Source organism: Streptomyces vietnamensis, assembly GCF_000830005.1.
GTDB classification, from domain to species: domain Bacteria; phylum Actinomycetota; class Actinomycetes; order Streptomycetales; family Streptomycetaceae; genus Streptomyces; species Streptomyces vietnamensis.
The window spans coordinates 6,294,796-6,321,550 of record NZ_CP010407.1 but is presented as its reverse complement, the minus strand read 5'-3'; the positions used below and the strand labels follow the sequence as shown (position 1 = coordinate 6,321,550).

The window sequence follows — 26,755 nt, the reverse complement described above, 5'->3', positions numbered from 1 at the left end:
AGAAGTGGGCCGCCGTTCGCACGGCAGCCCACCAGTCTAGTTCTTCTTTTTCGGTTGTTCTTCGCGGCTCAGTTGTTCTTCGCTGTCGGTTCCTTCTGGCGCTTCTCCACCGGGCCGCGGCGGACCGAGCCCGGGGCGTTCCACTCCTGGCGCTTCCTGGCCCGCTTCTTCGCGGCCTCGGAGGACTGGAGCTGGTAGGGGACGGAGGTCACCATGACGCCCGGGGTGAAGAGCAGGCGGCCCTTGAGGCGCAGGGCGCTCTGGTTGTGGAGCAGGTGCTCGTACCAGTGGCCGACGACGTACTCGGGGATGTAGACGGAGACGGCGTCGCGCGGGCTCTCCTGCCGCAGGTTCTTGACGTACTCGATGACCGGGCGGGTGATCTCGCGGTACGGCGAGTCGAGGATCTTGAGCGGGACGTTGATGCCGCGCCGCTCCCACTCCTCCTTGAGCGCCTTCGTCTCGACCGGGTCGACGTTGACGGTGAGCGCTTCGAGGTCGCCGGGGTGCATGAGCTTGGCGTACGCGAGGGCGCGCAGGGTGGGCTTGTGGAGCTTGGAGACGAGGACGAGCGAGCGGACCCGGGAGGGGCGTACGTACTCGTCGGGGCGTTCCTCGGCCGCGGCGATCTCGGCGGCCACGGAGTCGTAGTGCCGGCGGATCGCGGTCATCGTCACGTAGAAGATCACCATGCCGAGCAGGGCCACCCAGGCGCCGTGGGTGAACTTGGTGGCGAGGACGACGACGAGGACGAGGCCGGTGAAGAAGGCGCCGAAGGCGTTGATCGCGCGGGAGCGGAACATGTGGCGGCGCTTGGCCTGGTCGCGCTCCTCCTTCAGGTGGCGGTTCCAGTGCCGGACCATGCCGATCTGGCTGAGCGTGAAGGAGACGAAGACGCCGACGATGTAGAGCTGGATCAGCCGGGTGGAGTCGGCTCCGTAGATCCAGACGAGGAGGGCGGCGGCGCCGGCGAGGAGCACGATGCCGTTGGAGAACGCGAGGCGGTCGCCGCGGGTGTGCAGCTGGCGCGGCAGGTAGCGGTCCTGGGCGAGGATCGAGCCGAGGAGCGGGAAGCCGTTGTACGCGGTGTTGGCGGCCAGGAAGAGGACGAGCGCGGTGGCGGCGGCGAGGACGACGAAGAAGAACGTTCCGTCGCCGAAGACCGCGGCCGCGACCTGGGAGATCACCGGGTCCTGGACGTAGCCCTCGCCGACCGGGACGCCGTTGTGCAGCAGCTGTTCGGCGGGCTTCTCGGCCATCCGGACGTCGGTGGCCATGGCCAGGAAGATGATGCCGCAGAACATGGTGACGGCCAGGCCGCCCATGAGGGCGAGCGTGGTGGCGGCGTTCTTCGACTTCGGCTTGCGGAAGGCGGGGACGCCGTTGGAGATGGCCTCGACGCCGGTGAGGGCGGCACAGCCGGAGGAGAAGGCCCGCAGCAGCAGGAAGACCAGGGCGAACCCGGCGAGGCCCTGGTGCTCGGCCTTGATCTCGAAGCCCGCGGTGGGGGCCTGCATGGTGTCGCCGAGGACGAGGCCGCGCCAGGCACCCCAGGCGATCATGATGAAGACGCCGGCGACGAAGACGTACGTCGGGATGGCGAAGAGGCTGCCCGACTCCTTCACGCCCCGGAGGTTCATGAGGGTGAGGAGGACGATGACCGCGATCGCCGACGGCACCTTGTGCTCGACGACGAAGGGAACGGCCGAGCCGAGGTTCTCGATGCCCGAGGCGATCGACACGGCGACGGTCAGGACGTAGTCGACGAGCAGGGCGCTCGCGACGGTGAGTCCGGCCTTCGGCCCGAGGTTGGTGGTGGCGACCTCGTAGTCGCCGCCGCCGCTCGGGTACGCGTGCACGTTCTGCCGGTACGAGGCGACCACCGTGAACATCAGGACGACGACCGCGAGCGCGATCCACGGGCTGAAGTGGTAGGCCGACAGTCCGGCGACGGAGAGGACGAGCAGCACCTCGCCGGGGGCGTACGCCACCGAGGACAGCGGGTCGGAGGCGAAGACGGGGAGGGCGATCCGCTTCGGGAGAAGGGTCTCTCCCAGCTTGTCGCTGCGCAGGGCCCGCCCGATCAGGATCCGTTTGGGCACGTCGGTCAGTTTGGACACGCAGAGGATCGTAAGCGTTCGAAAAGAGCCATGCGCACCGGCACCCCCGATCCGCACCGAATCTCCCTGAGTACCACCTCCGGTGCGGTCCCCGCCAGCGTTGCCGCTTAAGCTCGGACCGGGCGACCCGTCAGGGCGTTGCCCGCCACGGCCCGGGCCGATCGGGCGAGGAAAGTTGTGAGCAGGGTGTATTCGCAGGTCAGCAAGGCGATCAGGAGTGCGGGGTAAGGGGACGTGCACATCGTCATCATGGGCTGCGGGCGAGTGGGAGCCGCTCTCGCGCAGACCCTCGAACAGCAGGGGCACACCGTCGCGGTCGTGGACCAGGACCCGACGGCTTTCCGCCGTCTGGGCTCGGGGTTCGGCGGCCGGCGGGTCACGGGCGTGGGTTTCGACCAGGACACGCTGCGTGAGGCCGGGATCGAGGAGGCCGGTGCCTTCGCCGCGGTGAGCAGCGGCGACAACTCCAACATCATCGCGGCGCGGGTCGCGCGCGAGATGTTCGGCATCGAGAACGTGGCGGCGCGGATCTACGACCCGCGTCGCGCCGAGGTCTACCAGCGCCTCGGGATCCCGACGGTCGCGACGGTCCGCTGGACCGCCGACCAGATGCTCCGCCGGCTGCTGCCCTCGGGCGCGGAGCCGCTGTGGCGCGACCCGAGCGGTGGCGTGCAGCTCGCCGAGGTGCACACCTCCCCGGCGTGGATCGGCCACAAGGTGAGCCGGCTCCAGGAGGAGACCGGCGTCCGCGTCGCCTTCCTCACCCGGCTGGGCGAAGCGATTCTGCCGACCTCGCAGACGGTGCTCCAGGAAGGTGACCTGGTGCACGTGATGATGCGTACGGACGAGATCGCGAAGGTCGAGGCGGCCTTCGCCGAGGGTCCCGAGGAGGGCGGTCACTGATGCGTGTCGCTATTGCGGGCGCGGGTGCGGTGGGCCGTTCCATCGCGGGCGAGCTCCTGGAGAACGGGCACGAGGTCCTGCTGGTCGACAAGGCGCCGACCGCCATCTCGGTGGAGCGGGTGCCGCAGGCGGAGTGGCTGCTCGCCGACGCCTGCGAGATCACCTCGCTGGACGAGGCGGCGCTGCAGCGCTGCAACGTGGTGATCGCGGCGACCGGTGACGACAAGGTGAACCTGGTCGTCTCGCTGCTCGCGAAGACCGAGTACGGCGTGCCGCGCGTGGTCGCCCGGGTGAACAACCCGAAGAACGAGTGGCTGTTCAACGAGGCCTGGGGCGTGGACGTGGCCGTTTCGACGCCGCGTCTGATGTCGGCCCTGGTCGAGGAGGCGGTGAGCGTCGGCGACCTGGTCCGGCTGCTGCGCTTCAGCCACGGCGACGCGAACCTGGTCGAGCTGACGCTCCCGCCGGAGTCGGCGGTGGCCGGTACGCAGGTCGGCGAGGTCGCCTGGCCGCAGGACACCTCGCTGGTGACGATCATCCGCGGTTCGCGGGTGCTTACGCCGGGCCCCGAGGAGACCCTGGAGGCCGGCGACGAGCTGCTGTTCGTGGCCGCGCAGGCCCGCGAGGAGCAGCTGGAGGACCTCCTGCAGGTCCGCCGGGAGACCCCCGAGTCCTGATCATCGGGCGTGGTACGTGGAAGGGCCCGGAACCCCGAGGGGTTCCGGGCCCTTCCACATGCCGTCTCAGGCCTCCGGGTGGCGCTGCGCGGCGGCGGCCGCCTTGCGCTCCTTCTCGGCGCGCTCCTCGGCCTCCATCTCGGCGAAGACGTCGATCGGTGCCGGGGCCTTCGCGAGGAACACCCAGGTGAGGTAGACCGCGAGCAGGAACGGCGGGATCTTCAGGGCCACGGAGACCCAGCCGAACTTGGTCGAGTCGGCCCACCAGTACAGCGGGAAGAGGATCGCGACCTTCGCGAGCAGGATCAGGCCCCAGGCCCAGCTGGCCTTCGTGTACGCCTTCTTGCGGCCCGGGTTGCGGGTGCGCCAGGAGAGGTTCTCCTTGAAGACCGGGCCGAGGATCAGGCCGATCAGGGGCACTCCGGCGAGCGCGGTGATGATGTACGCCAGGGCGAGGCCCAGGGTGTACAGCATGCCCGGCAGGTAGAAGTCCTTGGCGTTGCCCGTCATCATCGCGAAGACCACGCCGAAGGCGACGCCGAAGACGCCGCTGAAGGCGTGCTTGACGGTGGCCCGGCGGATCAGCCGGACGGCCACGAGGACGAGCGAGACCGCGAGCGCGGCGATCGCCGAGACGTGCAGGTCCTTGTTGATCGTGAAGATCGTGACGAACAGCAGGCCGGGCAGGACCGTCTCGATCATGCCCCGCAGACCGCCGAAGGCCTCGAAGAGCGCGGCCTCGGTCACGGCCTTGTCCGCCTGGGCGTCCTGGTCCGGGGTCGACCGGTCCGGGGTCGAGCGATCCGCGGTCGGCTTGTCGAGGGACGTCACCGGCTACTCCTGTCCGAGCGGTCGGAGCTCGTATTTGGGATTGAAGAGGACCCGCCGGCCGTGGCTCATGGAGATCCGGCCGGAGGCGATCAGCTTGCGACCGGGTTCGATGCCCACGATGGAGCGCCGGCCGAGCCACACGACGTCGAGCGGTGCCGTGCCGTCGAAGAGTTCGGCCTCCAGCGCGGGCACACCGGCCCGGGGACGCAGCGTGACCGTGCGCAAGGTACCAGTCACCTTGACTATCTGTCGGTCGGAGCAGTCGGAGATACGCGTGCACCCCGAGGCGTCGGCGTCCTCCTGGAGCTCCTCCGACTCCAGGTCCTCCGGGGAGGAGGAGAGCCGGTCGAGCATCCGGCGGAACCGTCCGGCCTGCTTCTCTGTACGTGGTGCAGCACTCATACAGAAAGCGTACCGGCCGCCGCTGTCACCGGAGGCGGCCCCGGACCACCCTTCCGTACGGCTCCCGTCTCAGTGTTCGAAGCGGTACCCCATGCCCGGTTCGGTGACGAAATGACGGGGGTGGGAGGGGTCGGTCTCCAGCTTGCGGCGGAGCTGCGCCATGTACACCCGGAGGTAGTTGGTCTCCGTGCCGTACGAGGGTCCCCAGACCTCCTGGAGCAGTTGCTTCTGGCTGACGAGGCGGCCGCTGTTGCGGACCAGGACCTCCAGGAGGTGCCACTCGGTGGGGGTGAGCCGGACGTCGCGTCCGTCGCGGTGCACCTTCTTCGCGGCCAGGTCGACGGTGAAGCCCTCGGTCTCGACCACGACGACGCCGTCCTCGGCACCGCCGACCGGCTCGGCGCGGCGCACGGCCGCGCGCAGCCGGGCGAGGAGCTCGTCCATGCCGAAGGGCTTGGTGACGTAGTCGTCGGCGCCCGCGTCGAGCGCCTCGACCTTCTCGTCGGAGGTCTGCCGGGCGGAGAGGACCAGGATCGGCACCCTCGTCCAGCCGCGCAGGCCCTTGATGACCTCGACGCCGTCCATGTCGGGCAGTCCGAGGTCGAGGACGACGACGTCGGGGTGGCGTTCGGCGGCGAGCCGGAGGGCGGTGGCACCGTCGGGCGCGGCGTCGACCTCGTACTTCCGCGCCTTCAGGTTGATCACCAGGGCGCGGACGATCTGCGGCTCGTCGTCGACCACGAGGACCCGGGTCATGGAGGGGGCCTACCTTCTTCGTCGTTTCGAGGGGGTACGGATACGAGTACGGGCACGGGCGCGCGTGTACGGGCGCGGGCCCGGCGGTCAGGTCACGGCGTGGGCCGGGAGGTCGGCGGCCGGAACGGCTTGGGGCCCGCCCGGCGCGGCCCGCAGGGTGAGCACCATGGTGAGGCCGCCGCCGGGGGTGTCCTCGGCGCCGAGCGTCCCGCCCATGGCCTCCACGAAGCCGCGGGCGACGGCGAGGCCCAGGCCGACGCCGGCGCCGCGCGGGGCGTCGCCGAAGCGCTGGAAGGGCTCGAAGATGCCGTCCTTGGCCTCGTCGGGGACGCCGGGGCCGCGGTCGACGACCCGCAGCTCGACCCGGTCGCCGAGCGCGCTGGCGGCGACGGCGACGGGCACGCCCTCGGGGCTGTACTTCACGGCGTTCTCCACGATGTTGGCGACGGCCCGCTCCAGGAGGCCCTTGTCGACCTCGACCATGGGCAGCGTCTCGGGGATGTCGAGCTCGGCGCTGCCGTCCGGGACGCCGCCGAGGGCCATGGGGACGACCTCGTCGAGGTCGACGGGACGGATCAGGGGGGTGACGGTGCCGGTCTGGAGGCGGGACATGTCGAGAAGGTTGCCCACGAGGTGGTCCAGGCGGTCGGCGCCGGCCTCGATGCCCTCCAGGAGCTCGGCCCGGTCCTCCTCGGACCATTCGACGTCGTCGGAGCGCAGCGAGGAGACGGAGGCCTTGATGCTCGCGAGCGGGGTCCGCAGGTCGTGGCTGACGGCGGCGAGCAGGGACGTACGGATCTTGTTGCCCTCGGCCAGCTTCCGGGCCTCCTCCGCCTCGCCGACGAGGCGCTGCCGGTCGAGGACGACCGCGGCCTGGGCGGCGAAGGCGCCGAGCACCCGCCGGTCCTCGGCGGGCAGCACCCGGCCCGACAGGGCGAGGGCCAGGTGGTCGCCGACCGGCATGTCGACGTCCGCCTCCTCGGGCCGTACCGCCGGGTGGGGGCCGACGCTGGCGGCCCGGGTCCAGGGCTCGACCTCGTCGGTCCGTTCGAGCAGGGCCACGGACTCCATGGAGAAGGTCTCCCGGACCCGTTCGAGGAGGGCTTCCAGGCTCGTCTCGCCGCGCAGCACGCTGCCGGCGAGGTAGGAGAGCACCTCGGACTCGGCGCGCAGTCTGGCGGCCTGGTGGGTGCGCCGGGCGGCCAGGTCCACCACCGAGGCGACCGACATCGCGACGCCGAAGAAGACGGCGATGGCGACGATGTTCAGGGGGTCGGCGATGGTCAGCCGGTGCAGGGGCGGGGTGAAGAACCAGTTGAGGAGGAGGGAACCGACGGCCGCCGAGGCGAGCGCCGGCAGGAAGCCGCCGAGGAGCGCCGCACCGACCGTCAGGGCGAGGAAGAGCAGCATGTCGTTGGCGAGGCCGAGGTCGGCGTCGATGTGCGTGAGGAGCAGGGCCAGGGCGACCGGGCCCGCGACGCCGACGAGCCAGCCGCCGAGGATCCGGGAGCGGCCGAGGCGGGCCCCGCGCGCGACCGGCAGGCCCCGGCCCTTGGCGACCTCGCCGTGGGTGACGATGTGGACGTCGAGGTCGGGCCCGGAGTCGCGTGCCACGGTCTGGCCGACGCCGGGGCCGAGCACGTACTGCCAGGTCCTGCGGCGGCTGGAGCCGAGGACGATCTGGGTGGCGTTGACCCCGCGGGCGAATTCCAGGAGCGCGGAGGGGATGTCGTCGCCTATGACGTGGTGGAACGTTCCGCCGAGGTCCTCGACGAGGGTGCGCTGGACGGCCAGTTCCTTCGGGGAGGCCGCGGTGAGCCCGTCGCTGCGGGCGATGTAGACGGCGAGGACCTCGCCGCCCGCGCCCTTCTCGGCGAGCCGGGTGGCGCGCCGTATGAGGGTGCGGCCCTCGGGGCCGCCGGTCAGACCGACGACGATGCGCTCCCGGGCCTGCCAGGTGGAGCGGATGTTGTGCTCGCCCCGGTACTGCTGGAGGTACTCGTCGACCCGGTCGGCGGTCCAGAGCAGGGCCAGCTCGCGCAGGGCCGTGAGGTTGCCGGGGCGGAAGTAGTTGGAGAGGGCCGCGTCGACCTTGTCCGGGGTGTAGACGTTGCCGTGGGCCATCCGGCGCCGCAGGGCCTCCGGGGACATGTCGACCAGCTCGATCTGGTCCGCCCGGCGCACCACCTCGTCGGGGACGGTCTCCCGCTGCCGTACGCCGGTGATCGCCTCGACGACGTCGCCGAGGGATTCCAGGTGCTGGATGTTGAGGGTGGACACGACGTCGATGCCGGCCGCGAGGAGTTCGGCGACGTCCTGCCACCGCTTGGGGTTCCGGGAACCCGGCATGTTCGTGTGGGCGAGCTCGTCGACGAGGGCGACGGCGGGCTTTCTGGCGAGGACCGCGTCGACGTCCATCTCGGGGAAGGTGGTCCCCCGGTACTCCAGGATGCGGCGCGGGACCTTTTCCAGGCCGCGCAGCATCACCTCCGTACGCGGCCGTCCGTGGGTCTCCACGAAGGCCACCACGCAGTCCGTGCCGCGCTCCACCCGGCGGTGAGCCTCGGAGAGCATGGCGTAGGTCTTGCCTACGCCCGGCGCAGCGCCGAGGTAGATCCGAAGCTTGCCGCGTCCCATGGCACGACCATATCTCCAGCCAATCGGACATTCCGTACACGGTGAGTGGCCGGGGGCGGTATTGACGTGATCCTGATGTGCCCCGCGACCTGCTCGTCCGTCGGCTCGCCGGTCGGTCCAGTGCTCGATGAGCCCGTCAGTGCTCGATGATCTCGCCGTCGCTCAGCTCCAGGACCCGGTCCGCCAGACCGAGCAGCTGGGGGTCGTGGGTGGCGACCAGGGCCGTGCAGCCCTCGCTGCGCACCACGGCGCGCAGCAGCTGCATGACGGCGAGCCCGGTCTCCGCGTCCAGCTGGCCCGTCGGCTCGTCGGCTATCAGCAGCGCCGGCTTGTTCGCGAGGGCGCGGGCTATGGCGACGCGCTGCTGCTGGCCGCCGGAGAGCTCTCCCGGCCGCTGGTTCGCGTGGTCGGCGAGGCCCACGAGCCCGAGCATCAGGGCGACCCGCTCCTCGCGCTCCTCGGGGTCCGCCTTGCGCAGCCGCAGGGGCACGCCCACGTTCTCGGCGGCGGAGAGGATCGGGAGCAGCCCGAAGGACTGGAAGATGAAGCCGATCCGGTCGCGGCGCAGCTCCAGGAGCCCGTTCTCGCCGAGCGTGGACAGGTCGGTGCCGTCGATGACGATCCGGCCCCCGTCGGGGGTGTCGAGGCCGCCCACGAGGTTGAGCAGGGTCGTCTTGCCGGAGCCCGAGCGGCCCTTGAGCGCGACGAGCTCGCCGCGCGGGATGTCGAAGGAGACCCCGCGCAGGGCGTGGACGGCGGCCTCGCCCGTGCCGTACGAGCGGCGCAGGCCCTCGACGCGGACCATCGGCGGTCCGGCCGGGTCCTCGACGACGGCCGTGGCGGACCTGGTGCTGCTCTCACTCACCCTGTGCTCCCCCTCCTCGAACATCTGCGCCGTCAGTATGGTCCGCGGCCGGGTCCGAGGGCCAGAGCCGGGTCCTGGACCTGTGGAAAACGGCCGGTGGGCTCCCGGCCTGTGGAAAACGGCCGGTGGGCCGCTTTCCGTACGCGAGGTACGGAAAGCGGCCCACCGGCCGTGTCTCGATCCCAACGGGTCCCGGCCCATCGGCCGTGTCCCGGTCGTGCCGGGTCGCCCGGGCGACCCGGCGACCGTTCGTCAGCGGATCTCGGAGATCTCCGGACCGCGCTGGAGCTGACCCATGCCGCCGGAGAAGCGGGAGTTCTCCTGCTCCTCCTGCTGCACGCCGTCCGGCACCATCTGCGCGTCGTTCGGCAGCTTGAGGACGATCGGGTCGCGCGGGGCCATCGGGCCGTCGCCGCGGACGACCACGGTGTCCCGGACGATCTGCTCCAGGAGGCCGGCGGCCTCGGGCTGGACCGCGCCCTGCCCGGAGATCACTCCGCGCAGGAACCAGCGGGGTCCGTCGACGCCCACGAAGCGGACCAGCTGCACGCCGCGGTTGCCGTCCGGCAGCTGCACCGGGACCTGGGCCCGCAGCTCCCAGCCGAGCGGGCCCTCGACCTCGTCGATGGCACCGCCCTGCTGGACGATGCCGGTGGCGATCTCGTCGCGGACCTCGCCCCAGATGCCCTCGTTCTTGGGAGCGGCGAAGGCCTGCAGCTGTACGGCGCTGTCGCGCAGGACGACGGTGGCCGCGACGATCGCGTCGCCCGCCACCTCCACGCGCAGCTCCATGCCCTCGACACCGGGCACGAAGATCCCGCCGAGGTCCACGCGGCCCTCGTCGGGCTTGGCGACCTCGGAGATGTCCCAGGGCCCGTCGGGCCGGGGCGCCGGCGGAAGGTTCACGCGGCGCGGCGCCTCGGCGCCGTCCTCGTCCTCCACCGCGTCGACGACCTGCTCGGCCTCGCTCGCCGCGTCCTCGGCGGCACCGCTCTTCTTGCGACGTCCGAACACGTCACTGTCCTTCCCGGTCGGATACGACCGAAGCGTATCGATTCCCACCCGTCGTGCCGTCCACGGCGGCATGACCGCCGGTGGACCCGAAGCCCCCCTCGGCCCGCGCCGAACCGGGAAGCTCCGCCACCTCGTGGAAGCGCACCTTCTCGACCTGCTGGACGACGAGTTGGGCAATCCGGTCGAATCGTTCGAACCGCACGTCCTCGCGCGGGTCGAGATTGACCACGATCACCTTGATCTCTCCACGGTACCCGGCATCCACCGTCCCCGGGGCATTCACGAGCGCCACTCCGCAGCGGGCCGCGAGACCGGAGCGCGGGTGCACGAAGGCCGCGTACCCGTCCGGCAGGGCGATGGAGACCCCGGTGGGCAGCACGGCGCGCTCCCCGGGGGCCAGTACGGCGGCCTCGGTGGTCACGAGGTCGGCCCCGGCGTCGCCGGGATGCCCGTAGGCCGGGATCGGCACCTCCGGGTCCACTCGCCGGATCAGTACGTCGACAGGGTTGCGCATCAGGGGTTCACCTCGAAGGCGCGGGCGCGCCGGACCTGGTCGGGGTCGGACATGGCGGCCTGGATCTCCTCCGGGCGGCCGTTGTCGATGAAGTGGTCGACCTTGACCTCGATGAAGAGGGCGTCGGCGCGGACGGCGACGGGGCCTTCGGGCCCGCCGATCCGGCCGACGGCGGTCGAGTAGATCTTGCGGCCGTGCACGGCGGTGACGGCGGCCTCCAGGTGGAGCACGGTGCCGACCGGAACGGGCCGGGCGAAGTCGGTCTCCAGTCGTCCGGTCACGGCGATGACCCGCAGCAACCAGTTCAGGGAGCCGAGGGTCTCGTCGAGCGCGGTGGCGAGCACGCCGCCGTGCGCGAGGCCGGGGGCGCCCTGGTGGTCGGGGGTCACCGTGAACTCGGCGGTGACCGTCACGCCCTCGCCCGCGCGCGCTTCCAGGTGGAGGCCGTGGGGCTGCCCGCCGCCGCACCCGAAGCAGTACTCGTAGTGCGCACCGAGCAGCTCGCCGGGGGCCGGCGCGTCGGGGTGGCGTACCGGCGGTATGGCGTCGGCCGGCGGGGTGAGGGCGGCAGATGTTGCAGTCACAGCCGCAGACCTTACCCGCGAGGATGCCCGCAGGTCGCGCCGTGCCGGGCCCCACACGGGTGGGCGCGGGTCGAGCCGTGCCGGGACCCGCACGGCCGGGCGCGGGTCGCATCGCACGAAGACCCACGCGGGCGGGCGCGGAGCACGCCGTACCGAGGCCCACGCGGGCGGGTGCCGGTCGCGCCACGCCAAGACCCGCGCGGACGGGCGCGGAGCGTGCCGTGCCAAGCTTGGACGCATGCAGCCTTCCGTACCGTCCCCGTCTCCGGCCCCCTCCCCCGCGCCCTCCGCGGCGCCGCGTTTCGACGAGCGGCTGTCGGCGCCCCGCTCGTGGTGGGTGATCGTGGGTCTGCTCGGTCTCTCCGGCGCCCTGATCATGTTCCCGCTGGGCACGGTCCCGATGCTGGGCGGCCTGATCGCGGCGGCGGTGATCGCCGGAGTGGTGGTCTCCTCGTACGGCTCCGCGAGGATCCGGGTGGTGGCCGGTTCGCTGGTGGCGGGCGACGCGCGGATCCCGGTCGCGGCGCTCGGGGCGGCCGAGGCGCTGGACGCGGAGGAGGCGCGCGCGTGGCGCATGCACAAGGCGGACCCGCGGGCCTTCATGCTGATGCGCAGCTACGTGCCGGGGGCGGTACGGGTCGAGGTGACGGACCCGGCGGACCCGACGCCGTACGTGTACCTGTCCAGCCGTGAGCCGGAGGCGCTGGTCGCGGCCCTGGAGGCGGAGCGCGCCCAGGGCCTGCGCTAGAGCGCTAGAGGCCCAGCTCCTCGGGGCTCTCGGGCTGCTCCAGCGGGGGCAGCTCCGGGAGGGCGTCCCAGGGGACCTGGCGGGCGCGGAGGTCCTTGCGGATGTGCGCGGCGAGCTTCTTGGTGTCGCGGCGGTTCATGACGGCGCCCACGGCGGCGCCCACCATGAAGGGCATGAGGTTCGGCAGGTTGCGCACCATGCGTTTCATGATCTGCTGGCGCAGTTCGCGCTTGAGCTGGCCGCCGAGTGCGGCGTTGACCGTGGTGGGCCTGGTGGGGTCGATGCCCCGCTCCTCGGCCCAGGAGGTCAGATAGGCCGTCGAGCGCTGGGTGATCCGGCCGGGGGGCCGCAGCCCGTAGACCTCGTGCAGTTCGGCGATGAGCTTGAGCTCGACGGCGGCGACGCCGGTGATCTCGGCCGCCAGTTCGGCCGGCATGGCCGGGGGCGTGGGGAGCATGGCGGCGGCGCCGACGCCCGCGCCCACGGTCGAGCTCGCGTTCGCCGCGCCGGCGACGAGTTTGTCGGCGAGCTCCTCGGGGCCGAGCCCGGGGAACTGCTTGCGCAGGGTCGCCAGGTCGCGGACGGGGATCCGCGGCGCGAGGTCGATCAGCCGGTCGGCCAGGTAGCCGAGACCGGCCTTGGCGCTGTCCCCGCCACGCTTCACGCCCTGCCGGACGCCCTGCGTGACGCCGCGCCGGACGGCGTCGATCCGGTCGGAGTCGATCCTGATCCGGTCGAGCTGGGCCCGCGCGGGATCGGCCAGCCGCCTGACGGCGCCGAGACGTCCGCCCTGCCGGGCTGCGGCCGCGCCGGCCTGTTCCTCGCGCACCGGCAGGCGTGCCGGATCCGTCTCGGCGACCTCGAGGACCGCTTCGAGCGAGGCCGGGAGGCCTCGCTCGTCGTCACGTGCGCCGAGGGAGGGCAGGGAGGCGGTGCGCTCGGCTTCGGGGGCCTCCTGGGCGCCCTCTGCCGGGCCTGAGCCGCCCTTGTGCGTCTCCGGGCTCCCGGGGAGCCGCAGACGCCGCTTCCGGGACGGTGTGTCGCCTGCCACGGCCGAGCTGTCTCAGTCGCAGTCGCGGCAGATCGGCTGGCCGTTCTTCTCCCGGGCCAGCTGGCTGCGGTGGTGCACGAGGAAGCAGCTCATGCAGGTGAACTCGTCGGCCTGCTTGGGCAGGACCCGGACGGCCAGCTCCTCGTTCGAGAGGTCGGCGCCGGGAAGCTCCAGGCCTTCGGCGGCCTCGAACTCGTCGACGTCGACGGTCGAGGTCGACTTGTCGTTCCGGCGGGCCTTCAGTTCCTCAAGGCTGTCCGAGTCGACGTCGTCGTCGGTCTTGCGTGGGGTGTCGTAATCCGTTGCCATGTCGCTCTCCCCCTCTGGGTGGTTGCGGTGTCTCCAGCGCACGTAACGCGTGAGAGGTCGGACTTGTGCCCGACCTGAGGCGGAGATTTTGCCTCACATCAAGGTCTGTTACTCAATCGACACCCGTCGCGCACTCTCGCGAGTGATCGGCTTCGGGTGGCGAACCGGACCGTACACGGTCCTCCGGGCGTCCCTCGCAGGCGCCACCCCGTGTACTTCCCGTCAATCCGGGCCCGGGAAACCCGGACTTTTCCTGGTTTTCCGAGGGATTTCCCGGTCACGGAGAGTGGGGGGCCGGACACCTTTTCCTGTGATCGATCACACATGAGCGTCTCAGGATCGGGGTCCCGGAATTCCGCGCAAAGCGAACGGAACCGGTCGGCTCGTGCAGTGTGTCAGATCGGCAGTGTGACGCGCATCACGAGTCCGCCGCCCTCGCGCGGCTCCGCGATGATACGGCCGCCGTGGGCGCGGGCCACGGACCGGGCGATCGACAGGCCGAGACCGACCCCCTTGTCGCTGCCGGTCCGCTCCTGCCGGAGCCTTCTGAACGGCTCGAAGAGGTTGTCGATCTCGTACGCGGGGACCACGGGACCCGTGTTCGAGACGACCAGGACCGCCTGGCCGTCCTTGGCCTCGGTCGTGACCTCCACCCAGCCGCCCTCCGGCACGTTGTACCGGACGGCGTTCTGGAGCAGGTTCAGCACGATCCGTTCGAGGAGCACGCCGTTGCCCTGGACGACGGCCGACTCGCGCTCGCCGCGGATCTCCACGCCCTTGGCCTCGGCCTCGGCGTGGACCTGGTCGACGCCCCGCTCGGCGACCTCGGCCAGGTCCACGGGTTTGCGCTCGATGATCTCGTTGTCGCTCCGGGCGAGCAGCAGCAGGCCCTCGACGAGCTGCTCGCTGCGCTCGTTGGTGGCGAGCAGGGTCTTGCCGAGCTGGTGGAGCTCCACCGGCGCCCCGGGGTCCGAGAGGTGGACCTCCAGGAGGGTGCGGTTGATCGCGAGCGGGGTCCGCAGCTCGTGCGAGGCGTTCGCGACGAACCGCTGCTGGGCCGTGAAGGCCCGCTCCAGGCGGTCCAGCATGTCGTCGAAGGTGTCGGCGAGCTCCTTGAGCTCGTCGTCCGGGCCGTCCAGCTCGATCCGCCGGGACAGGTCCGAACTGGCCACCTGGCGGGCGGTCCGGGTGATCCGACCGAGCGGGGAGAGCACCCGTCCCGCCATGGCGTAGCCGAAGGCGAAGGCGATGATGCTCAGGCCCAGCAGGGCGAACAGGGACCGGCGCAGCAGGTCTTCCAGGGCGATGTCGCTCTGGTGCCGCAGGCAGAGCGTGACGGCGTTGTTGAGCTGGTCGCCGGTGGGGGACTCGGGCAGCGTGCACCAGGAGGTGGTGGGCTGGACCGTGCCGTTGACGACCTTGAAGGGCAGCTGGGAGGTGCTGTCGCTGAGCGCCTGGGCGGTGAAGAGGTAGATGATCGACAGCAGCAGGATGCCGGCGATCAGGAACATCCCGCCGTACAGCAGCGTGAGCCGTATCCGGATGGTCGGGCGCAGCAGCGGCCGGACGGGGTCCCGGGGGTCCCAGGTCGGTTTCGGTGGCGCCTGGGGGTGGGGTGCGGGGGTCGTGGCCATCGGGTCAGATCCGGTACCCGGAGCCGGGGACGGTGACGATGACCGGCGGCTCGCCGAGCTTGCGGCGCAGGGTCATGACGGTGACGCGCACGACGTTGGTGAACGGGTCGGTGTTCTCGTCCCAGGCCTTCTCCAGGAGCTGCTCGGCCGAGACGACGGCGCCCTCGCTGCGCATGAGGACCTCCAGGACGGCGAACTCCTTCGGCGCGAGCTGGACCTCCTTGCCCTCGCGGAAGACCTCGCGGCGGTTCGGGTCGAGCTTGATGCCGGCGCGCTCCAGGACGGGCGGGAGCGGGACGGTGGTGCGGCGGCCGAGGGCGCGCACGCGCGCGGTGAGCTCGGTGAAGGCGAAGGGCTTGGGGAGGTAGTCGTCCGCCCCGAGCTCCAGGCCCTCGACGCGGTCGCTGACGTCGCCGGCGGCGGTGAGCATCAGGATGCGGGTGGGCATGCCGAGCTCGACGATCTTGCGGCAGACGTCGTCGCCGTGGACGAGCGGGAGGTCGCGGTCGAGGACGACGACGTCGTAGTCGTTGACCTCGACGCGCTCCAGGGCCGCGGCGCCGTCGTACACGACGTCGACGGCCATGGCCTCCCGGCGCAGTCCGGTGGCCACCGCATCGGCGAGCAGCTGCTCGTCCTCGACGACGAGTACGCGCACGTCGTAGATCCTTCCGTTGAGCCGCTGTCCGGGGTGGGGACCGGCTGAAATCCGAGCACTGACTGTGCGTGTCCATCCTGCCCCGTACGCGCGTAAACCGGCTGTAAGACGGCGGTGCGGGGCCGCGGACGGGAGGGGGCGCGCGAGGGGGCGCACGGCCCGGAACGAAGAATTCACCGGATTCTCGGGCCAGTTGAGGTTTCTCTGAGGAAAGGGCTGGGGAGGACGACTGCACACCCCGTGATCACGCCCTGTATGTGGCGCGCAACCGACCGCTCTCTGTCCCCCAGAGTTCGCAGTGTGTGATCCACCTACTGATCCACCCACCCTCGGCACACCCCCGTGCCACCGGACCCACGAGGAGGGGGCGCACGATGGACGCTTTCACCGCAGGACTGCTGCACCGCATCAGGACCACGCAGACGGACCTCACGCGGGCCCGTGAGACGGGCGACGACTACCTGGCGGAGATGGAGCAGGCGGAGCTGGACGACCTGCACCGGCTGGCCGCCGAGCACGGCGTGGAGGTGGCCGCGCCGGGCGTCTGACCCGTATCACCAGTCCGACCCGTACACCGCCCGACCCGTACGCACGCAGGGGCCCCGGCGCCGTTCCCGGCACCGGGGCCCCCGTGCGTCCACCGGACAGTCCCTGGGGCTGTCCTAGTCGTGCCAGGCCCCCAGCTCCTCCAGGAGCTCCTGGAGCGGCCCGAAGAGGCCCGGGGAGGCCGCGAGCGTCAGCTCTCCGGACTCCGGCTCGCCGGGGCGGCCGCCCGTGAGGCCGCCCGCCTCGCGGGCGATGAGCGCCCCCGCCGCGAGGTCCCAGGGGTTGAGGCCGCGCTCGTAGTACGCGTCGAGGCGGCCGGCGGCGACGTCGCAGAGGTCGATGGCGGCCGAGCCGCCGCGGCGGATGTCGCGGACGCGCGGGATGACCCGCTGGGCGACGTCGGCCTGGTGGGCGCGGCGGGCCTGGATGTAGCCGAAGCCGGTGCCGAGGAGGGCCTGGTCGAGGGCGGGCGAGGGGCGGACGGCGAGGCGCCGCTCCCCCGCGTACGCGCCGCGGCCGAGGGCCGCCCGGTACGTCTCGCCGCGCATCGGGGCCTCGACCACGCCGACGACGGTCTCGCCGTCCCGTTCCGCGGCGATCGAGACCGCCCAGGTGGGCAGGCCGTAGAGGTAGTTCACGGTGCCGTCGAGCGGGTCGATCACCCAGCGGATCCCGCTGGTGCCGGGGCTGGACGCGCCCTCCTCGCCGAGGAAGCCGTCGTGCGGGCGGTGCTCGGAGAGGAAGCCGGTGATCAGCTTCTCGGCGGCGATGTCCATCTCGGTGACCACGTCGATGGGGCTCGTCTTGGTCATCGCCACCGCCAGGTCGTCGGGCCGGCCGTCGCGCAGCAGCGCTCCGGCCCGCCGTGCGGCCTCCAGGGCGAGGTCGAGCAGTTCGGTGAGCAGGGGGTCGGGAACGTCGGAAACGTCGGTCACGCTGACTCCTTACGCGTACGGGCTGTCGGCTCCGGCCGCGGCGGGCCGCTCCGCCCTTGCCGGGCAGCAGCCGATCGGACAGAGGTCGTGGGAGGGCCCGAGGGCACCGAGCGCGCACCGCTCGACCCTGGTCCCCCGCTCGGTCGCGGCGCGCTCCAGGACGAGCTCGCGGACGGCGGCGGCGAAGCGCGGGTCGGCTCCGACGGTCGCCGAGCGCCGGACGGGCAGGCCGAGCTCGGCCGCCTTGGCGGTGGCCTCCGTGTCGAGGTCGTAGAGGACCTCCATGTGGTCGGAGACGAAGCCGATCGGGACCATGACGGCGGCGGGCACGCCGGCGCCGTGGAGCTCCTCCAGGTGGTCGCAGATGTCGGGTTCCAGCCACGGGATGTGGGGGGCGCCGCTGCGGGACTGGTAGACGAGCTTCCAGGGGTGCGCGATGCCGGTCTGCTCGCGGACCGCGTCGACGATCACCCGGGCCACGTCGAGGTGCTGCTTCACGTACGCCCCGCCCTCGCCGTGCTCGGTGACCGGTCCCGAGCTGTCGGCGGCGGACTCGGGGATGGAGTGGGTGGTGAAGGCGAGGTGGGCGCCGTTCCGCACGGACGGGTCGAGCTCCGCGAGGGAGGCGAGGACGCCCTCGACCATGGGCTCGACGAAGCCGGGGTGGTTGAAGTAGTGCCGGAGCTTGTCGACCCGGGGCAGCGGGAGTCCCTCCGCCTCCAGGGTGGCGAGCGCGTCGGCGAGGTTCTCGCGGTACTGGCGGCAGCCGGAGTAGGAGGCGTACGCGCTGGTGGTGAGGACGGCGATGTGGCGCCGCCCGTCGGTGATCATCTCGCGGAGGGTGTCGGTGAGGTACGGCGCCCAGTTCCGGTTTCCCCAGTAGACCGGCAGACCGAGTCCGGCCTGCTCGAAGTCCGTCCGCAGCGCGTCGAGGAGCGCGCGGTTCTGGTCGTTGATCGGGGAGACGCCGCCGAAGAGGAAGTAGTGCTGTCCCACTTCCTTGAGCCGTTCCTTCGGGATGCCGCGGCCGCGCGTCACGTTCTCCAGGAACGGGACCACGTCGTCCGGGCCCTCGGGGCCGCCGAAGGAGAGCAGCAGCAGGGCGTCGTACGGGGCGGGATCGTGCTGATCGGACATGGCACCGATCCTCCCACCCGCTTCCGGCGGCGGAGGGCGCGGCCCGTCCGGGGGTTCGTCCGGCAGTGCCTGTCCAGAAAACGGGGATGACGCAGCGAGTTCAACACCGTAGGCTTTAGGAGTTAATTACACGTGTTGACCAAGGACCTCTCTTGCCCAGTCCCTACCGCGCGATCTTCGCGGCGCCCGGAACCGCCTCGTTCTCCGTCGCGGGGTTCCTCGGCCGGATGCCGCTGTCCATGATGGGCATCGGCATCGTGACCATGATTTCGCAGGTCACCGGCCGGTACGGACTCGCCGGCGCGCTCTCGGCGACGCTCGCGATGTCCGCCGCGGTCCTCGGCCCCCTGGTCTCGCGCCTGGTCGACCAGTACGGCCAGCGCGCGGTGCTCCGCCCGGTGACGCTGGTCTCGCTCGCCGCGGCCGCCGGGCTCCTCCTCTGCGTGCAGCAGAAGGCACCGGACTGGACCCTCTTCGTCTTCACGGCCGTGATCGGCTGCGTGCCGAGCGTCGGCGCGATGATCCGCGCCCGCTGGGCGGAGATCTACCGGGGCGAGGTGCAGCGCCTGCACACGGCGTACTCCTGGGAGTCGATCGTCGACGAGGTGTGCTTCATCTTCGGCCCGATCCTCTCGATCGGGCTGTCGACCGCCTGGTTCCCCGAGGCCGGTCCGCTGTTCGCCGGGGCGTTCCTGGCCGCCGGCGTCTTCTGGCTGACCTCGCAGCGCGCCACGGAGCCGGTCCCCCACCCCAAGGAGGGCACCCGGGGTACCTCCGCGCTCCGCTCCCCCGGCCTCCAGGTGCTCACCCTCGCGTTCGTCGCCACCGGCGCCATCTTCGGTTCGGTGGACGTGGTGACCGTGGCCTTCGCCGAGGAGCAGGGCCACAAGGCCGCCGCCAGCCTCGTCCTGGCCGTCTACGCGCTGGGTTCCGGCCTGGCCGGCGCCGTCTTCGGACTGCTCCGCCTCAAGGGCGAGGCGTCCCGCAGATGGCTCCTGGGCATCTGCGCGATGGCCGTGAGTATGATCCCCCTCCTACTGGCCGGGAACTTGCCGTTGCTGGCCGTGGCGCTCTTTGTCGCGGGCCTGTCCATCGCACCGACGATGGTGACCACCATGGCCCTCGTCGAAGCGCACGTACCGCGCACCAAGCTGACCGAGGGCATGACCTGGACGGGTACCGGGCTCGCGATCGGCGTGGCGCTCGGCTCCTCGGCCGCCGGCTGGGTGGTCGACGCGTCGGGGGCGGAGGCGGGGTACGTGGTGCCCGTCGTCTCGGGCGCGCTCGCGGTCGCGGTGGGTCTCCTCGGACACCGCCGGCTGCGCAGGCCGGCGCCTAACCGGGAGGGGCAGCGTGAGCGGTACGACGACAGCGGGGTCGGGGAGCGCCAGGACGGCGAGCAGCCCGTGGCGTAACTGGGCGGGGAACGTCACCTCCCGCCCGGTCCGGGAGGTGAGCCCGGCCTCGGCCGAGGAGCTCGCCGAGGCGGTGCGCCGCGCGGCCGAGGACGGGCTGCGGGTGAAGACGGTCGGCACCGGCCACTCCTTCACCTCGATCGCCGCCACCGACGGCGTACTGATCCGGCCGGGCCTGCTGACCGGGATCCGGCGGATCGACCGCGAGGCGATGACCGTGACGGTCGAGTCGGGCACGCCGCTGAAGCGGCTCAACGTGGCGCTGGCCCGGGAGGGCCTGTCGCTCACGAACATGGGCGACATCATGGAGCAGACCGTCGCCGGCGCCACCTCCACCGGCACGCACGGCACGGGCCGCGAGTCGGCGTCCATCGCCGCGCAGATCCGCGAGCTGGAGCTGGTCACGGCCTCGGGCGAGCTGCTCACCTGTTCGGAGAAGGAGAACCCGGAGGTCTTCGCGGCCGCCCGGATCGGGCTCGGCGCCCTCGGTGTGGTCACGGCGATCACCTTCGCGGTGGAGCCGGTCTTCCTGCTCACCGCGCGCGAGGAGCCGATGAGCTTCGACCGGGTCACCTCGGAGTTCGACGAGCTGCACGCGGAGAACGAGCACTTCGAGTTCTACTGGTTCCCCCACACGGACAACTGCAACACCAAGCGCAACAACCGCAGCGCGGGCCCCGCCGCCCCGCCCGGAAAGATCAGCGGCTGGATCGAGGACGAGCTCCTCTCCAACGGGATCTTCCAGCTCGCCTGCTCGCTGGGCCGGGCGGTGCCGCCGGTCATCCCGTCGATCGCCAAGGTCTCCAGCCGGGCCCTGTCGGCCCGTACGTACACCGACATCCCGTACAAGGTCTTCACCTCGCCGCGCCGGGTCCGCTTCCTGGAGATGGAGTACGCGCTTCCGCGTGAGGCGGCGGTCGCCGCGCTGCGCGAGGTCAAGGCGATGGTCGAGCGCTCGCCGCTCAAGGTGAGCTTCCCGGTGGAGGTGCGCACGGCCCCGGCGGACGACATCGCGCTGTCCACGGCCTCGGGCCGGGAGACCGCGTACATCGCCGTCCACCTCTACAGGGGAACGCCCCACCACGGCTACTTCACCGCGGTGGAGCGCATCATGACGGCGCACGGGGGCCGCCCCCACTGGGGCAAGGTCCACACCCGCGACGCCGCCTACCTCTCCGAGGCCTACCCGCGCTTCGCCGAGTTCACGGAGCTGCGCGACCGGCTCGACCCGGACCGGCTGTTCGCCAACGACTATCTGCGCCGGGTCCTGGGCGACTGACGGTCACTCGGACACGCGCCTGAAGGTCACTCGGCTCCGGCGTCGGCTCCGGCCGGCGTCGGGGCCGTGGGGGTCTCCGGCTGCACCGTCCCGGCGGTCGGCTCCTGGGTCGGCGCGGTCGGTTCCGTCGTCGGACCGGTCGGCGTCGGGGCGGGCGTCGTCCCCTCGCCGGCGGAACCCGAGGGGGTCGGCTCCGTCGACGGAGCGGCGGTGGTCGGCTCCTGGGTCGGCGTGGATCCCTTCGTGGATCCCGTCGTGGGGGTGCCGGTGCCGCCCTGCTGCCGCCCGGTGCCGTCCGCGGACCCCGACGGCGCGGGCGTGGGCCCCGCGTCCCGGTCGGGCGCGTCCTGGCCGCTGCTGCCGCCGCCGCGCACGACGGAGCCGAAGGTGGTGGTGCCCTGCTTGCCGCTGAAGTCCTGCCCGGCGACCAGTTCGTAGGCGGTGATGCCGCCCATGGTGACGCCGAAGACCAGGGCGGCGGCGATCGCCGGCCGCTTCCAGCCCCGGACGCGGGTGCCGTGCGTGGTCGCCTCGCCGAACTCCCCGTCGGACGGCAGGGGGGCCGGGACCGTGGCGAGCATGAGGGTGCGGTCGTCCTGCGGCCCGGCCGGGACCCGGACCTGACGCGCCTTCGGCTTGGCCACCGCGGTCACGTCGCGGACCTGCTCGCCGGTGCGCTTGAAGAGGTACTGGAAGAGCGGTCCGCCGCAGGTCGCGATGACACTGATCACACCGGCGCCGAGGATCGTGCCGTACACACCGAGGGTCGAGGCGAGCTTGGCGGCGATGACCGCGGCCAGGGCGCTGCCGGAGACCTGAGCCACACTCAGGTCGATCCTTCTCCTGCCGCTCCCCTCCCCCTCCTCCGGCTCAGCCCCGTCGGTTTCCGGCCTGTGACGCATCTCCGACCCCTGGTGGTTCATCTGTTCGTCTTGCACCCAGAAGGGACAAACGGGAGAAGCGAATAGTTCCGTTTCTGCTGTTTCTGTGAAGAGTGACACGTACGGGGGAAGATCGCGGAGACTCAACTCCCGTACCGCCCGAGAAGTTGGGCGGCGCGCCGGTCCACCCAGGTGGCCCGAATGGAGTACATTGACAAACCCTGGGTCCGGACGCCCTCACGGGTGCCCGCGATCACGGGGAGGGGGCCGGACACGGCGCTCGAACCGGCGACGCCTCGGCATCGCACGGAAACCGACTGCACAGAGTGACCGCCAGTCACTCCGGGTAGTGAACAGGTAACCGTGCCATAACGGCGTTCCAGGGTCCATGCCCGACACGCCGGGCAACTCGGCAAGGTAGTGGCAGGCTGCACCCGGGCAGGCCACACTCGACTAGCGGAAGCAGCGACGCACGTGACGTCGGCAGGCACCACCCGGGAGGTCCCCATGCCCGAACTGCGTGTCGTGGCCGTCTCCAACGACGGCACACGACTGGTGCTGAAGGCTGCTGACAGCACGGAGTACACGCTTCCGATCGACGAGCGGCTCCGTGCCGCCGTGCGCAACGACCGCGCGCGCCTCGGTCAGATCGAGATCGAGGTGGAGAGCCACCTCCGTCCCCGTGACATCCAGGCCCGCATAAGGGCCGGTGCCTCCGCGGAGGAGGTCGCCCAGCTCGCCGGCATCCCCGTCGACCGCGTGCGCCGCTTCGAGGGCCCCGTGCTCGCGGAGCGCGCCTTCATGGCCGAGCGGGCCCGCAAGACCCCGGTCCGCAGGCCCGGCGAGAACAGCGGCCCGCAGCTCGGCGAGGCGGTGCAGGAGCGGCTGCTGCTGCGCGGCGCCGAGAAGGACACCGTGCAGTGGGACTCCTGGCGGCGCGACGACGGCACCTGGGAGGTGCTGCTCGTCTACCGCGTCGCGGGCGAGGTCCACACGGCCAGCTGGACGTACGACCCGCCGCGGCGGCTCGTCCAGGCCGTCGACGACGAGGCGCGGGCCCTGATCGGCGAGACGGACGACACGATCGCCGCCGCGCCCGAGCCGAGCTTCCCCTTCGTGCCGCGCATCGCCCGGCTGCCCCGGGACAGGCCGCTCGACCGCGCCCTGGACCGCCAGATCGACCGGTCCGACCGCCAGCTGGAGCGGGCGCCCGCGCCCGTCGAGCCGGAGGAGGAGCGGGACTCGCTGACGAGCCTCCTGGAGGCCGTGCCGAGCTTCCGCGGCGACATGGTCGTGCCCGAGCCGCCCGACACCGAGCCCTCGGAAGAGGTGGAGGCGGAGGAGCCGCCGGCCCCGGCCGCCTCGGCGGGCGCGGGCTCGGCCTACGCCGACGTCCTGATGCCCCGTGCGGTCTCGGGCCACCGCGACCGGCTGCACGGCGCCACCGACCGCCAGGCCGAGGCGGACGGCGTCCGCCCGGGCCGCCGCGCCGCCGTGCCGAGCTGGGACGAGATCGTCTTCGGCACCCGCAGGAAGAAGCAGGACTGACGGCTGTACGGGGAAGGGCCGGGCCCTTCCCCGTACGTACTACGGCGCTACCGCGGGTCCGGGCCCGTGGCGACCGGGCGGGACGGGTCCGAGGACCATTCCGACCAGGAGCCGGCGTAGAGGCCCGCGGGGATGCCCGCGATCTCCAGGGCGAGGACCTCGTGGGCGCCCGAGACGCCCGAGCCGCAGTAGACGGCGACCGGGGTCCCCTCGGCCGCGCCGAGCGCCGTGAAGCGGTCGCGCAGGACGTCGGCGGCCAGGAAGAGGCCCTCGGCGTCGACGTTCTCGGTCGTCGGGGCCGACACCGCGCCCGGGATGTGCCCGCCGACCCGGTCGATCGGCTCCACGTCACCCCGGTAGCGCTCGGCCGCCCGCGCGTCCAGGAGCAGCCCCGTACCGGGGAACGCCGCCGCCGCGTCGGCGTCCAGCAGTCCCAGGGCACCCGGCTCCGGCCGGAAGTCGCCCGGCTCCGGGGCGGGGACCTTCTCCGTGAGCTCCCCCGTCCAGGCCGCGAGGCCCCCGTCCAGGACCCGCACGTCCGGGTGGCCCGCCCAGCGGAGCAGCCACCAGGCGCGGGCGGCGCCCCAGCCGAGACCCCCGTCGTAGACGACGACCGGCCGGTCCGCCGAGACGCCCGCCCGGCGCATCACGGCCCCGAAGGCCTCCGGATCGGGCAGCGGGTGGCGGCCGCCGCTCCCGGGCGGTCCCGCGAGTTCCGCGTCCAGGTCGACGTAGACCGCGCCGGGCAGGTGGCCGGCCTCGTACGCGGGCCGTCCGGGCGGGCCGCCCAGCGTCCAGCGGACGTCCAGGAGGACCGGCGGCCGGGGCCCGGCCGACTCGCTCAGCAGTTCGCTTGCGGAGATGATGGGCTTCATGGGGCCATCCTCGCGCAGCCGCACGGCCGCCGGGGGCGGACCCGGCGACCTCCGACGGGATCGCGCCACGAGTGGCACGGCCGGGGCGCGCCGCGCTGCCGTCGGTGTCACCATCGGACGGGGGCACGGCCACGACGATGGTCCGAGGAGAGAATGACGATGAGCGAGGCGACTCCGCGGCCGCCCGGCACACCCTGCTGGGTGAGCCTGATGGTGCACGGGCTTGACACCACCCAGGAGTTCTACAACGCGCTCTTCGACTGGGAGTTCGTCCCCGGGCCTCAGCAGCTCGGCCCCTACGTGCGCGCTTTGCTCGACGGCAAGGAGGTGGCGGGCATCGGCCAGCTGCCGCCCGACCGGCACCTGCGCATCGCCTGGACCCCGTATCTGGCCGCCGTGGACGCCGACGAGACCGCCGAGAACATCCGCTGCTGCGGCGGCACCGTCGCCGTCGGTCCGCTGGACGCGGGCGAGGCGGGCCGGATGGCGATCTGCTCCGACCCGACCGGCGCGGTCTTCGGGGTCTGGCAGGCCGAGGAGCACCACGGCACGGCGGTGGCGGGACCGCCGGGGACCCCGGTGTGGAACGAGCTCCTGACGTACGAGACGTCCTCGGTCGGCAAGTTCTACCGGACGGTCTTCGGCTTCGACGTCGAGCCGATCGTCTCCGCCGACCACGACTACGCGACGCTCCACGTGGCCGGGGCCCCGGTGGCCTCGCTGCACGGCGTCGGCAACGCGCTGCCCCGGGACCGGGGCCCGCACTGGATGACGTACTTCGAGGTCGCCGACGCGGACGCGGCCGCGCGGCTCGTCGTGGAGCTCGGCGGCCAGGTGCTGCGCCCGCCGCGCGAGGGCACGGCGGGGCGGCTCTCCCTGGTGGCGGACCCGGAGGGCGCGGTCTTCACCCTGGTCAGGTCCGCCGAGCGCTGACCGGTCGAGCCGGCGCTGCCCCGGTCGGTCGCACGCTGACCCGGTCGAGCCGGCGCTGCCCCGGTCGGTCGCACGCTGACCCGGTCGGCCGCGCGCTGACCAGGTCGAGTCGGCGCTGATCCCCGGTCGACCGGCTCAGGCCCGTCGGCTCCGTGCCAGGCCGCGGCGCAGTCGGGACGTGCCGGTCCGCTCCGGGGCGGCCCCTCCGCCCGGCAGACCGAGCTGGGTCAGCCGTTCGGCGGTGAAGTGATGGGCGGTGCCGGGGGCGGCGTGGTGCTCCGCCAGGAAGGCGGCGGCCTCCTCGCGGAGCCCCGGGTGGACCTTGTGCCGCATGCAGTAGCCGACGGCCCGGACCAGGGGCGTGAGCGAGGCCGGGGCCGGTCCGGGAACCGCGGGCTCCTCGCCGCCCTCCAGGTCCGCGACCAGGTGGTCGACGACGGTGAGCGGGATCCGGTTGCTGTTCTCGAAGGGGGTGAGCCGTTCGAGGACCTCGGCCGTGCCCACGCGCGCGACGGGCACGTCGTAGTACACGGCGGCGGTGAGCATCGCGGTGGAGAAGCAGCCGACGACGAGCTCGGGCCGGCAGCGCTCGTAGAAGGTCTCGGCGAGCAGCGGCCCGCCGAGGACCGTGAGCCGCACGCCGCTCCGCTCGGCCTCCTCGTCCAGGGCCTGGGAGTAGCGGGCGGGCGCGGTCGGGTGCGGCTTGAAGACGATCGAGCGGTGTCCGGCCGCGGCGGCCCCGCGCAGCATCCGTACGTGCAGCTCTTCCTCCTCCTCGGCGGTGAGGAGGGAGAGGGCGGCGAGGTACTGGCCGAGCAGCAGGGCCGTCGGCTCCGCGGCGGCCGCTCGTGCGATCTCCGGGTCGTCGGCCGCCTCCTCGGCGATCTCGGCGAGGACCGCGCGGAAGGCGGCGTCGGGGACGAGTTCGGGCTCGACCCCGTACTCGCTCAGGAGGAGGGGGCGCAGGCCCGGCACCAAATCGAGGTGGAGGACGCGGCGGATCCGGCAGGCGATCGACTGCGCGAGGTCGGAGCGGGTCGGGCCGTAGCTCATCAGCCCGTCCGCGTAGACGTGCACGGTGCTCTCGGGGAAGGCGCCGGCGAGCGCCTTGGCCGGGTTGACCTGGATGGATTCGACGATCAGCTCGACCGGGCCGGTGCCGAGGTCCCAGGCGGTGCGCAGGACGCGCTGCCAGAGCGGGGCCTCCTCGGGGCGGGGCGCCCAGGCGGCGGGGTGGTACGGGTGGATCGTCTCGTTCCAGTCGAGGGTGCCGTCGAAGCGGGCGGCGATCCGCTCGTACCCGGTCATGGTCTCCAGGCGCAGGGCGGTCTCCGGGATCTCGGCGTTGTGCGAGATCAGCAGGAGCCTGCGGGCGGAGTCGCGGGGGCCGAACTGTCCGGCGTCGAGCGAGGCGGCCAGGGTGGCCGCGCCGTACAGGGTGGACACCTGGAAGATCTGGACCGGCAGGTCGGGGGCGGGCGCCTTCTCGGGGGCGGGGGCCAT

The 26,755-nt window shown here is 72.3% G+C and carries 26 protein-coding genes; 8 read left to right on the top strand and 18 right to left on the bottom strand.

What is annotated here, in order from left to right; translation table 11 throughout:
* Window positions 1-68 precede the first annotated feature (68 nt).
* On the bottom strand, window positions 69-2,120 hold the full coding sequence (locus SVTN_RS28395; RefSeq protein WP_041131659.1) for an APC family permease: 2,052 nt from the start codon (window positions 2,118-2,120) through the stop codon (window positions 69-71).
* Window positions 2,121-2,354: 234 nt separating this feature from the next.
* Here SVTN_RS28395 and SVTN_RS28390 point away from each other — a divergent pair, with 234 nt between their 5' ends.
* Window positions 2,355-3,023, top strand: coding sequence for a potassium channel family protein (locus tag SVTN_RS28390; RefSeq protein WP_041131658.1), 669 nt, complete (start codon window positions 2,355-2,357; stop codon window positions 3,021-3,023).
* Complete coding sequence (locus SVTN_RS28385; protein WP_041131657.1) at window positions 3,023-3,700, top strand: potassium channel family protein; 678 nt, start codon at window positions 3,023-3,025, stop codon at window positions 3,698-3,700. The genes SVTN_RS28390 and SVTN_RS28385 overlap by 1 nt, the downstream gene beginning before the upstream one ends.
* A 66-nt stretch (window positions 3,701-3,766) precedes the next feature.
* Here the strand turns inward: SVTN_RS28385 and SVTN_RS28380 are convergent, their stop codons facing one another.
* The 8 genes from SVTN_RS28380 to SVTN_RS28345 all read right to left on the bottom strand — a co-directional run bounded on the left by SVTN_RS28380 (window position 3,767) and on the right by SVTN_RS28345 (window position 11,303).
* Window positions 3,767-4,531: a DUF3159 domain-containing protein gene (locus tag SVTN_RS28380; protein WP_041131656.1), complete on the bottom strand. Its 765-nt coding sequence runs from the start codon at window positions 4,529-4,531 to the stop codon at window positions 3,767-3,769.
* 3 nt (window positions 4,532-4,534) lie between these two features.
* The gene (locus SVTN_RS28375) at window positions 4,535-4,933 is read right to left on the bottom strand and encodes an OB-fold nucleic acid binding domain-containing protein (protein ID WP_078908529.1); all 399 of its coding nucleotides are present in this window, start codon (window positions 4,931-4,933) and stop codon (window positions 4,535-4,537) included.
* Window positions 4,934-5,002: 69 nt separating this feature from the next.
* The gene (locus tag SVTN_RS28370) at window positions 5,003-5,689 is read right to left on the bottom strand and encodes a response regulator (RefSeq protein ID WP_041131655.1); all 687 of its coding nucleotides are present in this window, start codon (window positions 5,687-5,689) and stop codon (window positions 5,003-5,005) included.
* Window positions 5,690-5,776: 87 nt separating this feature from the next.
* Window positions 5,777-8,326, bottom strand: a complete 2,550-nt coding sequence (locus SVTN_RS28365; RefSeq protein WP_041131654.1) for a sensor histidine kinase — start codon at window positions 8,324-8,326, stop codon at window positions 5,777-5,779.
* Window positions 8,327-8,462: 136 nt separating this feature from the next.
* Window positions 8,463-9,131 carry an ABC transporter ATP-binding protein gene (locus tag SVTN_RS28360; RefSeq protein ID WP_256961724.1) on the bottom strand — a complete coding sequence of 223 codons (669 nt, stop codon included), beginning with the start codon at window positions 9,129-9,131 and terminating at the stop codon, window positions 8,463-8,465.
* 312 nt (window positions 9,132-9,443) lie between these two features.
* The gene (locus SVTN_RS28355; RefSeq protein ID WP_041131653.1) at window positions 9,444-10,205 is read right to left on the bottom strand and encodes a DUF3710 domain-containing protein; all 762 of its coding nucleotides are present in this window, start codon (window positions 10,203-10,205) and stop codon (window positions 9,444-9,446) included.
* Between the two features lies 1 nt (window position 10,206).
* Entirely contained in the window at window positions 10,207-10,719 is a 513-nt protein-coding gene (gene dut, locus SVTN_RS28350) for a dUTP diphosphatase (RefSeq protein WP_041134307.1), read from the bottom strand.
* Window positions 10,719-11,303, bottom strand: a complete 585-nt coding sequence (locus SVTN_RS28345; RefSeq protein WP_041131652.1) for a PaaI family thioesterase — start codon at window positions 11,301-11,303, stop codon at window positions 10,719-10,721. Before SVTN_RS28345 ends, dut begins: the two co-directional genes overlap by 1 nt.
* Before the next feature lie 238 nt (window positions 11,304-11,541).
* Here SVTN_RS28345 and SVTN_RS28340 point away from each other — a divergent pair, with 238 nt between their 5' ends.
* Window positions 11,542-12,051, top strand: a complete 510-nt coding sequence (locus SVTN_RS28340; protein WP_052499333.1) for a DUF3093 domain-containing protein — start codon at window positions 11,542-11,544, stop codon at window positions 12,049-12,051.
* 4 nt (window positions 12,052-12,055) lie between these two features.
* Here the strand turns inward: SVTN_RS28340 and SVTN_RS28335 are convergent, their stop codons facing one another.
* The 4 genes from SVTN_RS28335 to SVTN_RS28320 form a co-directional block, all read right to left on the bottom strand.
* A complete protein-coding gene (locus SVTN_RS28335) occupies window positions 12,056-13,102 on the bottom strand; it encodes a hypothetical protein (RefSeq protein WP_041131651.1) in 1,047 nt (348 codons plus the stop codon).
* A gap of 12 nt (window positions 13,103-13,114) precedes the next feature.
* The gene (locus tag SVTN_RS28330) at window positions 13,115-13,411 is read right to left on the bottom strand and encodes a DUF4193 domain-containing protein (protein ID WP_003955561.1); all 297 of its coding nucleotides are present in this window, start codon (window positions 13,409-13,411) and stop codon (window positions 13,115-13,117) included.
* Window positions 13,412-13,806: 395 nt separating this feature from the next.
* Complete coding sequence (locus SVTN_RS28325; protein ID WP_041131650.1) at window positions 13,807-15,045, bottom strand: sensor histidine kinase; 1,239 nt, start codon at window positions 15,043-15,045, stop codon at window positions 13,807-13,809.
* A 4-nt stretch (window positions 15,046-15,049) separates the two neighbouring features.
* Complete coding sequence (locus SVTN_RS28320) at window positions 15,050-15,703, bottom strand: response regulator transcription factor (RefSeq protein ID WP_041131649.1); 654 nt, start codon at window positions 15,701-15,703, stop codon at window positions 15,050-15,052.
* Between the two features lie 374 nt (window positions 15,704-16,077).
* On the opposite strand from SVTN_RS28320, the gene SVTN_RS44855 reads away from it, so the two are divergent.
* Window positions 16,078-16,251: a hypothetical protein gene (locus tag SVTN_RS44855; protein WP_167352214.1), complete on the top strand. Its 174-nt coding sequence runs from the start codon at window positions 16,078-16,080 to the stop codon at window positions 16,249-16,251.
* A gap of 114 nt (window positions 16,252-16,365) precedes the next feature.
* Here SVTN_RS44855 and SVTN_RS28315 read toward each other — a convergent pair whose 3' ends face one another.
* Entirely contained in the window at window positions 16,366-17,184 is an 819-nt protein-coding gene (locus SVTN_RS28315) for an inositol monophosphatase family protein (protein ID WP_041131648.1), read from the bottom strand.
* Window positions 17,185-17,193: 9 nt separating this feature from the next.
* On the bottom strand, window positions 17,194-18,321 hold the full coding sequence (locus SVTN_RS28310) for a ferrochelatase (RefSeq protein ID WP_041131647.1): 1,128 nt from the start codon (window positions 18,319-18,321) through the stop codon (window positions 17,194-17,196).
* Between the two features lie 152 nt (window positions 18,322-18,473).
* On the opposite strand from SVTN_RS28310, the gene SVTN_RS28305 reads away from it, so the two are divergent.
* Window positions 18,474-19,736 carry an MFS transporter gene (locus SVTN_RS28305; RefSeq protein ID WP_041131646.1) on the top strand — a complete coding sequence of 421 codons (1,263 nt, stop codon included), beginning with the start codon at window positions 18,474-18,476 and terminating at the stop codon, window positions 19,734-19,736.
* The gene (locus SVTN_RS28300) at window positions 19,675-21,015 is read left to right on the top strand and encodes a D-arabinono-1,4-lactone oxidase (protein WP_041131645.1); all 1,341 of its coding nucleotides are present in this window, start codon (window positions 19,675-19,677) and stop codon (window positions 21,013-21,015) included. The genes SVTN_RS28305 and SVTN_RS28300 overlap by 62 nt, the downstream gene beginning before the upstream one ends.
* Before the next feature lie 26 nt (window positions 21,016-21,041).
* Here SVTN_RS28300 and SVTN_RS28295 read toward each other — a convergent pair whose 3' ends face one another.
* The gene (locus SVTN_RS28295; protein WP_041134305.1) at window positions 21,042-21,917 is read right to left on the bottom strand and encodes a hypothetical protein; all 876 of its coding nucleotides are present in this window, start codon (window positions 21,915-21,917) and stop codon (window positions 21,042-21,044) included.
* Window positions 21,918-22,403: 486 nt separating this feature from the next.
* On the opposite strand from SVTN_RS28295, the gene sepH reads away from it, so the two are divergent.
* The gene (sepH, locus tag SVTN_RS28290) at window positions 22,404-23,444 is read left to right on the top strand and encodes a septation protein SepH (RefSeq protein ID WP_041131644.1); all 1,041 of its coding nucleotides are present in this window, start codon (window positions 22,404-22,406) and stop codon (window positions 23,442-23,444) included.
* A gap of 47 nt (window positions 23,445-23,491) precedes the next feature.
* Here the strand turns inward: sepH and SVTN_RS28285 are convergent, their stop codons facing one another.
* Window positions 23,492-24,319 carry a sulfurtransferase gene (locus SVTN_RS28285; protein WP_041131643.1) on the bottom strand — a complete coding sequence of 276 codons (828 nt, stop codon included), beginning with the start codon at window positions 24,317-24,319 and terminating at the stop codon, window positions 23,492-23,494.
* Window positions 24,320-24,478: 159 nt separating this feature from the next.
* Here SVTN_RS28285 and SVTN_RS28280 point away from each other — a divergent pair, with 159 nt between their 5' ends.
* The gene (locus tag SVTN_RS28280; protein ID WP_041134304.1) at window positions 24,479-25,252 is read left to right on the top strand and encodes a VOC family protein; all 774 of its coding nucleotides are present in this window, start codon (window positions 24,479-24,481) and stop codon (window positions 25,250-25,252) included.
* 135 nt (window positions 25,253-25,387) lie between these two features.
* On the opposite strand, the gene SVTN_RS28275 is transcribed toward SVTN_RS28280, so the two are convergent.
* Window positions 25,388-26,755, bottom strand: coding sequence for a polysialyltransferase family glycosyltransferase (locus tag SVTN_RS28275; protein ID WP_052499331.1), 1,368 nt, complete (start codon window positions 26,753-26,755; stop codon window positions 25,388-25,390).

Coding starts and splice junctions, on each gene's coding strand:
- SVTN_RS44855 (WP_167352214.1), top strand. CDS start 16,078: ATGGACGCTTTCACCGCAGGACTGCTGCACCGCATCAGGACCACGCAG.
- SVTN_RS28370 (WP_041131655.1), bottom strand. CDS start 5,689: ATGACCCGGGTCCTCGTGGTCGACGACGAGCCGCAGATCGTCCGCGCC.
- SVTN_RS28325 (WP_041131650.1), bottom strand. CDS start 15,045: ATGGCCACGACCCCCGCACCCCACCCCCAGGCGCCACCGAAACCGACC.
- SVTN_RS28375 (WP_078908529.1), bottom strand. CDS start 4,933: ATGAGTGCTGCACCACGTACAGAGAAGCAGGCCGGACGGTTCCGCCGG.
- SVTN_RS28340 (WP_052499333.1), top strand. CDS start 11,542: ATGCAGCCTTCCGTACCGTCCCCGTCTCCGGCCCCCTCCCCCGCGCCC.
- sepH (WP_041131644.1), top strand. CDS start 22,404: ATGCCCGAACTGCGTGTCGTGGCCGTCTCCAACGACGGCACACGACTG.
- SVTN_RS28310 (WP_041131647.1), bottom strand. CDS start 18,321: ATGTCCGATCAGCACGATCCCGCCCCGTACGACGCCCTGCTGCTGCTC.
- SVTN_RS28385 (WP_041131657.1), top strand. CDS start 3,023: ATGCGTGTCGCTATTGCGGGCGCGGGTGCGGTGGGCCGTTCCATCGCG.
- SVTN_RS28330 (WP_003955561.1), bottom strand. CDS start 13,411: ATGGCAACGGATTACGACACCCCACGCAAGACCGACGACGACGTCGAC.
- SVTN_RS28360 (WP_256961724.1), bottom strand. CDS start 9,131: ATGGTCCGCGTCGAGGGCCTGCGCCGCTCGTACGGCACGGGCGAGGCC.
- SVTN_RS28275 (WP_052499331.1), bottom strand. CDS start 26,755: ATGGCCCCCGCCCCCGAGAAGGCGCCCGCCCCCGACCTGCCGGTCCAG.
- dut (WP_041134307.1), bottom strand. CDS start 10,719: ATGCGCAACCCTGTCGACGTACTGATCCGGCGAGTGGACCCGGAGGTG.
- SVTN_RS28280 (WP_041134304.1), top strand. CDS start 24,479: ATGAGCGAGGCGACTCCGCGGCCGCCCGGCACACCCTGCTGGGTGAGC.
- SVTN_RS28285 (WP_041131643.1), bottom strand. CDS start 24,319: ATGAAGCCCATCATCTCCGCAAGCGAACTGCTGAGCGAGTCGGCCGGG.
- SVTN_RS28295 (WP_041134305.1), bottom strand. CDS start 21,917: ATGCGTCACAGGCCGGAAACCGACGGGGCTGAGCCGGAGGAGGGGGAG.
- SVTN_RS28365 (WP_041131654.1), bottom strand. CDS start 8,326: ATGGGACGCGGCAAGCTTCGGATCTACCTCGGCGCTGCGCCGGGCGTA.